At 68.7% G+C, this 11,818-nt stretch carries 5 protein-coding genes; 4 read left to right on the forward strand and 1 reads right to left on the reverse strand.

What is annotated here, in order from left to right:
- Positions 1–27: 27 nt before the first annotated feature.
- Positions 28–1,071 carry an NAD(P)-dependent alcohol dehydrogenase gene (locus tag HDC31_RS15930; protein ID WP_113680840.1) on the forward strand — a complete coding sequence of 348 codons (1,044 nt, stop codon included), beginning with the start codon at positions 28–30 and terminating at the stop codon, positions 1,069–1,071.
- Between the two features lie 68 nt (positions 1,072–1,139).
- Entirely contained in the window at positions 1,140–1,709 is a 570-nt protein-coding gene (locus HDC31_RS15935) for a DNA-3-methyladenine glycosylase I (RefSeq protein ID WP_046746634.1), read from the forward strand.
- Positions 1,710–1,727: 18 nt separating this feature from the next.
- On the opposite strand, the gene HDC31_RS15940 is transcribed toward HDC31_RS15935, so the two are convergent.
- Positions 1,728–2,474 (reverse strand): GntR family transcriptional regulator, encoded by a 747-nt coding sequence (locus HDC31_RS15940; RefSeq protein ID WP_113680839.1) that lies wholly within the window; start codon positions 2,472–2,474, stop codon positions 1,728–1,730.
- A gap of 198 nt (positions 2,475–2,672) precedes the next feature.
- Between HDC31_RS15940 and HDC31_RS15945 the strand changes: the two genes are divergently transcribed.
- On the forward strand, positions 2,673–5,513 hold the full coding sequence (locus HDC31_RS15945) for a metallophosphoesterase (RefSeq protein ID WP_179516330.1): 2,841 nt from the start codon (positions 2,673–2,675) through the stop codon (positions 5,511–5,513).
- A 202-nt stretch (positions 5,514–5,715) separates the two neighbouring features.
- Positions 5,716–11,781 carry an Ig-like domain-containing protein gene (locus tag HDC31_RS15950; protein WP_179516331.1) on the forward strand — a complete coding sequence of 2,022 codons (6,066 nt, stop codon included), beginning with the start codon at positions 5,716–5,718 and terminating at the stop codon, positions 11,779–11,781.
- Positions 11,782–11,818: the final 37 nt, after the last annotated feature.

Consider the following 11,818-nt stretch of genomic DNA (forward strand, 5'->3'; position numbering starts at 1 on the left):
GCAGGTACCCGATCCGAGGAGTCCGAGATGCCTGCCGTGAACGCCTATGCCGCACCCCGTGAAGCAGCCCCGCTGGAGAAGACCGTCATCCAGCGACGCGAACTCGGCCCGCTCGACGTGCTGATCGACATCGCCTTCGCCGGGATCTGCCACTCGGACATCCACACCGTCCGCGGCGATTGGGGTCCGCAGCAGTATCCGCTCGCTCCCGGGCACGAGATCACCGGCACGGTCGCTGCGGTAGGCGAGGCCGTCACCCGGTATGCGGTCGGCGATCGTGTCGGCGTCGGATGCCTGGTGAACTCCTGCGGGGAGTGCCGCAACTGTCTGCGCGGCGAAGAGCAGTTCTGCACCCAGGGGGCCGTGCTCACCTACGGCGGCATCGATCGCGACGGCACCGTCACCCAGGGCGGCTACTCGGAGCAGGTGGTCGTGACCGAGGCCTTCGTGCTGCGCATCCCCGACGCTCTGCCGCTGGACGTCGCCGCACCGCTGCTGTGCGCGGGCATCACGACCTATTCGCCGCTGCGGCACTGGAACGTCGGGCCCGGCACACGCGTCGCGGTCGTCGGGCTCGGCGGCCTCGGGCACATGGGAGTGCAGATCGCCCATGCTCTCGGCGCGGAGGTGACCGTGCTCTCGCAGACCCTGAGCAAGAAGGACGACGGTCTGCGGCTCGGCGCCGACCACTATCGCGCCACCAGCGACCGGGAGACCTTCCGCGAGCTGCGCTCATCGTTCGATGTGATCCTCAACACCGTGAGCGCCGTGATCGATCTGCGCTCCTACCTGAGCCTGCTCGACGTCGGCGGAGCCATGGTGTGCGTCGGCGCTCCCGGCGAACCCCTGGAGGTGGGCGTGATGTCGCTGATCGGTGGTCGGCGCTCGCTTGCCGGCAGCAACATCGGCGGCATCGGCGAGACGCAGGAGATGCTCGACTTCTGTGCCGAGCACGGCATCGCGGCAGAGATCGAGGTCATCCCCGCCTCCGACATCAACACCGCCTACGAGCGCGTGCTGGCCTCCGACGTGCGGTACCGGTTCGTGATCGACGCCGCCACCTTCGCCTGAGCGTTCGCCGATTGCAGCCGCGAGGCGCGAAGGCATCCGGTGTCGGTCGCCGCGGATAGCCTGAGCGCATGACCTCTCTTCTCACGGGCCCCGACGCCCGCGACCGCTGCGCCTGGGTGGGCGACGACGACGAGTACCGCCGCTACCACGACGAGGAGTGGGGCACGCCGTTGCACGGCGACCGCGCGCTGTTCGAGAAGATGGCGCTGGAGGGGTTCCAGGCCGGGCTCTCCTGGATCACGATCCTGCGCAAGCGTCCGCGGTTCCGGGAGGTGTTCGAGGGGTTCGTGCCCGAGATCGTCTCGGAGTTCGACGAGTCCGATGTCGAACGTCTGATGGGGGATGCCGGCATCATCCGCAACCGCGCGAAGATCGAGGCCACGATCGGCAACGCCCGCATCGTCCGTGGCATGGCCGATGGCGAGTTCGACGAGCTGATGTGGTCGTTCGCTCCTGCGGTCTCCGGTGAGCGCCCGGCATCGTTCGCCGACGTCCCGGCCGTCACACCGGAATCGACCGCTCTGAGCAAAGAACTGCGCCGTCGCGGGTTCCGTTTCGTCGGGCCGACCACCATGTACGCCCTGATGCAGTCGGGTGGGATGGTCGACGACCACATCGCGGGGTGCTGGAGAGCGTGATGTCGGCTCCGTCGGCGCTCAGCGCTCGCCGGTCTCCCGGGTGAGCGCTGAGCGCGCGTCGGAGGTGTTCTCGACGGCGAAGGTGGCCATCGTCGGCAGGTAGCGGTCGTCCGCCACCTCGACGAGGGAACCGTCGGCCGCCCATCCCGTTCGTCGTACGCGCAGCAGCGGTGTGGACACGGACACCGCCAGTGCCGCCGCATCGATCTCGTCCGCCGGTACCGCGTCGAAGACATGACGTGCGCGAACGGGCGCCAGGCCATGCTCCTGCATCGCCTGGTAGATGCTCCCCGCATCGAGGTCGGCGGCGAGCAGCAGCCTGCCGACGGGGAGCGGGAACGCCGAGCGTTCGAGCATCGCCGGTTCGTCGTCGAGCAGTCGCAGCCGTACGATCTCCACGATCGCGGCGCCCGTCTCGATTCCGAGGTCATCGGCGATCGCTTCCGAGGCGGGTCGGCGTGCGGCCTCGAGCACGCGTTGGCCGGGGCGTCGTCCGATCGAACGTGCCCAGTCGGTGAACGAGACGAAGGTCTGGAACGACTGCGTCGGCACGATTCGCCGCACCCGAGGCGGTGCGCCTCTCCCGCCGTCGACAGCACCTTCGGCTCGCAGCGTCGCGAGAGCCTGCCTGATCGGTCCGCGAGAGGTCCCGAACTCGGCGATCAGGGAGTGCTCACTCGGCACACGTTCGCCCTCCGGCCATTCGCCGCTTCTGATGCGATCGAGCATCCGCTCGTAGAGCTGCTCGTGCAGAGGTCTGGGCATTCTCGTTCGTGCTCCTGTTGTCGTGACTTCTCATCCCCGCGGCGACCGCGATATGTTCACTCTGACGCACATCGGTGAACAATCGGGGAATTTCCGTGGAAAAAGTTGTCATGACTACTTTTGCTCCTCATGCTCGGAAGAGACGGAATCCCCCTGCCTCGGCCGACATGAGCGGTCGACCAACCCCTAGGAAGAGACATGAGAACCAGACACGGAATCGGCGCCATCGCCGTGACGTGCGCCCTCACGCTGCTCGTCGGCGCGGCGGCGACGCCCGCCTTCGCTGCAGCCCCGCCGCTGACCGAAGGCTTCACCGACGCGACGGCCTCGCAGCCCCCTGCCGGATGGTCGATCGACAACACCAACGTGACCGGTATGCGGGCGGACTGGCAGGGCTGGTCGTTCCACACCTCGGCCGAGGTCGTGTCGACCTGGGGGAACAGCGGCGATCGCGGCTCCTTCACACGTGCGGACGGTGTCACCGCGGTCGTGCACTCCGACGCCAACCGGCCGACGGACGGGCGCTTCAGCTCCGTGCTGTGGGCACCCGCCGTCGACCTGCAGAGTCAGGACGGGGCGGTGCGGGTGCGCTTCGACAGCCACTACAAGCAGGGGCAGTCGCCGCAGACCGCGCAGCTCGTCGCTCGCTTCGACGACGCAGCGCCGGTGGTGGTCGAGTCGTTCGCCCGGAACCGTCTCGACGAGCAGGTGGACGTCTCGATCCCGGTGCCTGCGGGGACCGATGCCGTCACGGTGGGCTGGTCGTACGCCGAGAGCAGCAACAACTGGTTCTGGATGATCGACGACGTGCAGATCAGCGAAGCCCCGCCGGCCGATGCAGCACCGCGCATCCTCTCCGCCGCGAAGCCCGTCGCCAGAGCAGGTGCGACGGTTCCGGTGAAGGTCGGCGGACTGCGCCCCGGCCAGCAGCTGACCGCGTCGTTCGGCGATGCCGGGGCGGCGGTTCCCGGTATCCCGGTCGCTGACGCCGCGGGGGAGACGTCGTTCTCGGTCGCGCTGCCCGCTGACCTCGCGCCCGGCTCGGTGACGCTGTCTCTCGGTGGCGCCGGCATCGTGTCGACCCCGCTCGTGATCACCGTGCTCACCGCCGACGACCCGGACACCTCGACCACCGAGCAGCTGCTCTGGTTCGACGGCTTCGAGACGGACAGCTGGACGAGAGAGGGGGCGTGGACGCTGTCGAACCTCGACAGCGTGATCGCTCAGTACGGCACCGATCGCCGACACGCGTTCACCCGCGCTTCGGGGCGGATCGCCGTGGCGGAGGCGACGAGCGGGGCATTCGCCGGCAGCCTCGCCTCCTCTCCGATCGCCGTGAAGGCGGGGGATGCGCTGGAGGTGCGCCTCGACAGCCACTACCGCAAGAGGGGCGGAACCCAGCATGGCACCGTGACGGCGGTGTTCGACGAGGGAACGGAGACCGTGCTGCGCGAGCTCTCCGATGCCGACGAGGAGTCAGCGCAGCTCCGGCTGCCGGTCACGGTGCCGGCGGGCGCATCCGCGATGACCCTGCGGTTCGTCTTCGACGCCCCCGGCGCCGCGGGATCGTGGATGCTCGACGACGTGCAGGTGGTGCGCCCGCTCGCGGCACTCGCCGAAGGAGTCGAGGCCAACACCGTGGTCGACATCTTCAGCGACGTGCAGGGGGCGACGACGCGACTGAGCCAGAACGTGCTGCCGGGGTTCCGCGCGATGGCGCAGACGGCGGACGTGCTCGTGTCCAACGGCGACCTGGTCAGCAACGGATCGACCGCGAACTACACCTCCTATCTGTCGGCGCTCGCGGCGGGTGGCGGCGGCGAGTACGGCACGGTCGTCTCGACGATCGGCAATCACGAGTACTACGGCAGCGAGGGATCGGCGGTGTACCGGGAGCGCTTCCTCGATTCGACGGGGATGCGCGACATCGGTGGCCAGGGTGGGCTGTGGGGTGAGGTGCTCGTGGACGGTCAGCTTCCCCTGATCTGGATCGGCAGCGAGTTCTACGACTACACGGCGAAGACCGGCGCAGGCCCGTTCGTCGACTTCAGCGAGGAGCAGTTCACCTGGCTGCGTGATCGGCTCGCCCACTGGCGCGCCCAGGACCAGCCGGTGCTGCTGTTCTCGCACCACCTGCTGCCGTACTCGGTCTCCGGATCGTACGCGCGGTTCTACGAGAACGACTTCGGTCAGGAGGAGGCCCGGTTCGCCGCCCTGCTCGCACAGAACCCGAACGTCATCATGTTCAACAGCCACACGCACTGGTCGCCGACGTTGAACGACTGGAGTACAGAGCTGCGGCCGGATCCGACGCGCGCGCACGGCCCCACGGTCGTGAACACCGGAGCCGTCACCACGATGTACGGACCGAGCGGGGACTGGGAGGAGAAGGCCGTCGGCGGTGCCGACCCCGTCGGGCTGCGCGCCGCGCTGTACGACGACCGCGTGCGCGTCACGGTGTACTCCTTCTCGACGGCCGGAGCGACGGAGATCAAGCACGTCGACATCCCGCGTCCCACCGACGCCCCCGTGGATCCGGTGGACCCGGTGGACCCGGTCGATCCCGTCGACCCGGCTGTGGCGCTGAGCGCGCAGACAGTCGCGGCCGGTGGCCGGGTCACGATCTCCGGAACCGGATTCCCCGAGGCTGCGGAGCTCGCGATCGAGCTGCGTTCCACACCGGTGCGGGTGGGCGTCGCGACCGCCGATGCCGACGGGGCGTTCCGCACCGCTGTCACGATCCCCGCGAAGACGCCGGCCGGTGCGCACACACTGGCGGTGATCCTCCCCGACGGGACCGAGGCGACCGCGCCGATCACGGTCACCCGCGCGGGGGACGGCTCCGGCGGCGTCGCACCGGGAACGGGGACGGGCACAGCCCCCGGTGCGGGATCCAGTGGCGGAGCGGATGCGTCGTCCACGGGCGGTGACCTCGCCACGACGGGCGGTGCACCCGGTTGGTACCTCGTCGGCGGCGCTCTGCTGCTTCTGAGCCTCGGTGGCGCGCTCGTCCTCCGACGGCGTCGGGGTCGCAGCTGACCGCACGCTCTCATGCTCCATGGGCGGGGCGGCTTCGAGGTCTTCTCGACGTCGCCCCGCTCGATGGGCAAAACTCCCCATCGAGCGGTATTCCAGGACGCAGTTAGGATGAACGGGTGCTTCGTGGGCCCGTCGGGTCGCGATCGAGGAGAACAGAGAGTGTCACCCTGGGGGGGAACCGGGTATGAAGGCGTTGTCATGGATGCGCGCACGACCGAAGACACTGGCGTCAGCGGCCGGTGTCACCGTGGGCGTGATCGCCATCACCACGATGGCCTTCACCTATGAGGGGTTCCCGACCACCAAGGTCGATCTGAACGACGGCGGCGTCTGGATCACCAAGACGTCGAGCCTTCTCGTGGGGCACTTCAACCACGAGTCGACGGTGCTCGACGGCGGACTGCGCACCACGGGTGAGAACTACGACATCCTGCAGGACACGAACAACATCCTGGTCGTCGACGAGAACGCGTCGACACTCACAGCCGTCGATCCTGCACGCGTCTCGCTCGGCGATTCGGCGAAGGTCCCGTCCTCCTCGAAGGTCGCACTGGGCAACCGCACGGCTGCGATCCTCGATCAGAAGACCGGCGAGCTCTGGGTCGTGCCGGCGCAGGGCGTCGCGTCCTTCGAGGCCGAGGTCAACGAGCCGGTGGCCGAGTTGGGCGCTAGCGCCGATGTCGCCGTGGCCAAGGACGGCACCGTCTTCGGACTCGCCCCGGAGCGCGGCGAGGTGGTCACCGTCCCCGTCGACAACGAGGGGGAGGCGCTCGACGCCTCCGCCGCGTCGGTCGGCGAACTCGACGCGTCCGCCAAGCCCGCGATCACCGCCGTGGGTCGCACCCCGGTCGTGCTGGATCGCGCTGCCGGCGTCGTGACCTCCCCGGGCGGGGTCCGCACCGAGATCCCCGGCGCGGACAAGGCCGTTCTGCAGCAGGCCTCCGAGAACACCGACGCGGTGGCGGTCTCGACCGCGAACGCGCTGGTGAGCGTTCCGCTCGACGGCGGTGAGCCCACAGAGGTCGAGGCGGGCGGCGACGGCGTGCCGGCGGCGCCGGTGTGGCTGCGCGGTTGCACCTACGGCGCGTGGGCCGGAACGGCCACCTTCATCCGGGAGTGCCCCGGGTCGGCGAACGACGTCAACGCGAACGTCGACGGCGCCGAGGATTCGAAGAGCCTCGTGTTCCGCGTCAACCGCGACGTCATCATCCTCAACGACGCGGTGGGCGGAGCGGCCTGGCTGGCGAACGAGAGCCTGCAGCGCGTCGACAACTGGAACGACCTCACCCCGCCGGAGGGCGAGACCGAGAACGAGGACGACTCGACCGAGGAGACCGTCGAGACCACGCTCCCCGAGCGCAAGGAGGAGAACACCCCTCCGATCGCCGAGGACGACACGTTCGGTGTGCGCCCCGGCGTGACGACGATGCTCCCCGTGCTCGACAACGACAACGATCCGGACGGCGACGTCCTGGTCGCGACCCTCGCCGAGGCCCAGCCCGCTCTCGGCACGATCCAGCAGGTGCAGAACGGCGGATCCCTGCAGATCGCGGTCGACGAGGACGCGACCGGATCGACCACCTTCACCTACGAGGCCGATGACGGTCGCGGCGGGAAGGACACGGCAGCGGTCACGCTGACCGTCTACGACAAGAGCGTGAACACCGCTCCGGTGCCCAAACGGCACACCAGTCTCACCGTGGAGACCGGCGGAACGATCTCGTACAACATCCTCCCGGACTGGATCGACCCCGAGGGCGACGATGTCTACCTCAAGGAGGTCGTCCCCGCGCCGGGCGACGAGGTCGACTTCAGCACCGACGGCCAGATCACGTACAAGGCGACCGCGAGCCAGCAGGGACGCAAGGACGTGCAGGTCACCGTCGCCGACGGATACGGGGAGAGCGCCACCGCGACGGTGACCCTCGATGTCCGACCGGAGGGCTCGACCAAGCCCAAGACCAACGCCGATCACGTCGTGACCCGCGTCGGCGAGCAGGTCACCGTGGCACCGCTGGCCAACGACACCAGTTCGGGGCGCGAGCTGCTGCGACTCGGCCGCGTGAACGAGGTTCCCGGCGCGACCATCGTCACGGACGGGCCGAACAAGACCTTCTCCTTCACCGCTGATGCTCCCGGCACCTACTACGTGCTGTACCTGGCGACCGCCGGCCCCGAGAACGGCGAGGGGATCGTGCGCGTCGACGTGCTCGAGGCGAGCGAGACGGATCTCCCTCCGGTCGCCGTGCGCGACGTGGCGCTGCTGCCGACGGGCGGCGATGTGCTCATCGGCGTGCTCGCGAACGACGTCGACCCCGCCGGCGGCATCCTGGTGGTGCAGTCCGTCTCGATCGACGACGACTCGGGCATCTCCGTGTCGGTCATCAACCACGAGACGCTTCGCATCACCGATCAGGGCTCGCTCACCGACCAGGCGCGCATCAAGTACCGCATCTCCAACGGCTCCAAGTCGGCGGAGGGTGAGGTGGTGGTCATCCCGATCCCCGCGCCGGACAAGCTCCTGCAACCCGTCGTGAACGACGACACGGCGATCGTGCGCGCGGGCGACGTCGTCACCATCCCGGTGCTCGACAACGACACGCACCCGAACGACGACGTCATGCACGTCGTTCCCGAGCTGGTCGAGCCGCTGGTCGACCCGGAGGACGGCGAGGCGTTCGTCTCGCAGGACACGATCCGGTTCAAGGCCGGACCCGTCGCGAAGACCGTGTACCTCACCTACGAGGCGGTCGATTCGCGCCAGCAGAAGGACGCCGGCTACGTCACGATCCAGATCCTTCCGGTCGACGAGGAGACGAACGCCGCTCCGCGCCCGCAGGACCTGGTGGCCCGCGTGCTCGCCGGGTCGACCGCGAACATCGCCGTCCCTCTCGACGGCATCGACGCCGACGGCGACTCGGTCGAGCTGATCGACATCGCCTCCAGCCCGCAGAAGGGGCGCATCACCGAGACGGCGCAGAACTACTTCACGTACGAGGCGTTCGACGACTCCTCCGGTGTCGACGTGTTCCGCTATCGCGTGCGCGACCGCCTCGGCAAGGAGGGCATCGCCACGATCCGGGTGGGCATCGCACCGGGCGAGCAGATCAATCAGAGACCGTTCGCGGTGAAGGATGCCGTGGTCGTGCGGCCGGGTCGCGAGATCTCGGTGCCGGTGATGCTGAACGACTCCGACCCCGAGGGCGACAAGATCATCCTCGTGAAGGACGGCCTCGAGGTTCCGACCGAGACGGGCATCACGGCCCGCGTCTCGGGTGATCGGGTGCTGGTGCAGGCGCCGAACCGCGAGCTCGAGACGTCGCTGCAGTACACGATCCGCGACGCGAGGGGCGCCGAGGCGACCGCGGCGCTGCAGATCACCGTCGACGAGGACGTCCCGCTGCAGGCGCCCGTCGCGCGTGACGACCGTGTGCGGCCGACCGACCTCACCGACGGCACGATGAGTGCCGACCTCGACATCCTCAAGAACGACGAGGACCCGGACGGCACCACCGATCGCCTGAAGCTCGTGCTCGGAGAAGGCGCGACCCAGCTGGAGAACGGCAAGGTGCGGGTCACCGTCACCGAGCAGCTGCAGCTCATCCGCTACACGATCACCGATCAGGACGATCTGGCCGCATCCGCGTTCATCTTCGTGCCGGCCGAGTCCGACCTGCGGCCGATCCTGGATTCGACCAAGCCGCTCGAGGTCATGAGCGGCGAGACCAGGGAGATCCCGCTCTCGAAGTTCGTCACCGTCGCAGGCGGGGGGACCGCGCGGATCACCGAGCATGCCAAGGTGAACGCCGTGTACGCCAACGGCGACGACCTCGTGAAGGACGAGACCACCCTGGTGTACACCTCGGCCGAGGGCTACTTCGGGCAGGACTCGCTCACGTTCGAGGTCACAGACGGCACGGGGCCGGACGACCCCGAGGGCCGTACGGCGACGCTGAGCATCCCGATCAACGTGCTGCCGCCGGAGAACCAGCAGCCGGTGTTCACGGGCGCAGAGGTCATCGTCGCTCCGGGCGAGAAGGCATCGACGCTCGACCTGGCCGCCCTCACGGCCGACCCCGATCCGGAGGATGAGGGCAAGCACAGGTACAAGTACGTCAGCGGTGCGGGCAAGGGCATCACCGCCAAGATCGACGGCTCGAAGCTGCTCGTCGAGGCCTCGTCCGACGTCGAGAAGGGCACGGTGTCCTCCCTGAAGCTGGAGATCACCGACGGGACGACGGAAGCCGTCGAAGGCACCGTGACCGTGCGCGTCGGCGCCTCGACCCGCCCGCTTCCTGCTGCGAACACCGACACGATCTCGGAAGCGGATCAGGGCAAGAGCATCACGGTGCCCGTGCTCGCGAACGACTACAACCCGTTCCCGGAGACCCCGCTCAAGCTGATGACTGCTGCCACGGAGTCGGGCTCCGGCGGCGCGGCCGTGAAGGGCGATCAGGTGGTCGTCACGCCTGACGCCAGCTTCGTCGGAACCATGGTCGTGCGCTACCGCATCCAGGATGCGACGAAGGATCCCGACCGCGAGGCCAACGGCCAGATCGTCGTGACCGTGCAGGGCGTGCCGGAGGCACCGGGCACCCCGCTGGTGTCGAGCGTGCAGGACCGCACCGTCGTGGTCTCCTACGGCGCACCGTCGAACAACGGCGCCGAGATCACCAAGTACACGGTGAAGTCGGTCGGCGGCAGCCCGTACTCGAAGGAATGCCGCTCGACGACGTGCACGCTCGACGGCCTCACAAACAACGTGGAGTACACCTTCCAGGTGACCGCGACCAACCGGGTCGGCGAGTCGAAGCCGTCCGGCACGTCGGCGGTCGCCCGTCCGGACGCTCGTCCCGACACCCCGACCCCGCCGACGCTGACCTTCGGCGACAAGTCGCTCAAGGTCGCGTGGGCCACCCCGACCACTCCCGGCTCTCCGGTGGAGAGCTACACGCTGGAGATCTCGCCGGCTCCGCCGTCCGGGGTCTCGCAGAAGCAGGCCACCGGGAACTCGATGACCTGGGAGGGTCTCGAGAACGGCGGCATCTACCAGGTGCGCGTGCAGGCCCACAACCGCGCGCCCGAGCCGTCGAGCTGGAGCGGCTGGTCGGCCTCCGAGGTGCCCGCGGGGCCGCCGATGCCCGCCGCCGCGCCCACCGTCACACAGCTGCAGGGCGTGGGCACCGAGGCGCAGATGCAGGTGAACTGGGTGCCGGGGAACGCGAACGGCGACCCGATCGACTCGTTCCAGCTGCAGGTGTGGGAGGGAGGCACGCTGCGGAACACCATCACGCCGGGAGCCGACGCCAGGTCGCAGGCGGTGAAGGTCCCGACCTCGGAGACGCCGTATACGTATCGCATCCGCGCGCACAACAAGGCGGACTGGGGTGAATGGAGCCCGATGTCGGCACCGCGTCGCGGTGTGAACAAGCCGGGTGCGCCCTCGCTGTCGAACGTCGCCGAAGGCGATCGGTCGCTCACGCTCACCTGGTCTCCCGGCGCGCTCAACGGTGCGAGGTCGAACGAGGTGCAGTACCAGTACTCCATCGGGGGCAACTGGGCGGCGATGCCGGGCAACAACGTCATCACCGGCCTCTCGAACGGCACGAACTACAACGTGCGGGTCCGTGCCGTCTCGACGGTCGACGGCCAGACCTACTCGAGCGACGCCTCGAACCAGATGTCCGGCAATCCCTATGGACCGCTGAGGCAGCCCTCGGTGACGGTGAACTCGAACCCGAAGAGCGTGACGTTCGGATGGAACGCGAACGTCTCGGCCAACGGACGTGGGATCAAGGTCGTGCGCATCCGGATCGACGGCGGCGGGTGGACGCACGTCGGTGCGAACGGAAGCACCACCGTGGGCGACGGCTACAGCCAGCGCCACACGATCGACGTCGAGGTGACGGACGACGCGGGGCAGAAGATCACGCGGAGCGAAGCCGGCACGTCGGGTCCGAAGCCCAATCCGCGCGCCTGGGTCACCTCGACCGGCAACGCGAACGGCCAGCCGAACTGCAACGACGGCACCTGCGCGTACTTCTACCTGAACGCTCAGGACTTCGACCCGGGGCAGACCATCTCCGTGCAGTGCAACAACAACGACGCGACGTATGGCGGCGTATGGGGTGGACCGTACTCGATCACCATGGACGGCAACGGCAGCTACGGCGGCCGGCTCAGCTGCTACCTCGGCAACCGCCGTGGCGTGATCGAAGCCTGGGTGATGGTCAACGGCACCGCCTTCGAGCACCGAGTCTGGCAGTGACCTGTCTCCCCAACCCCGCTGTGAACACCGGTTCTGA

The sequence above is a fragment of the Microbacterium sp. JAI119 genome (assembly GCF_013410135.1).
Classification (GTDB): Bacteria; Actinomycetota; Actinomycetes; order Actinomycetales; family Microbacteriaceae; genus Microbacterium; species Microbacterium oxydans.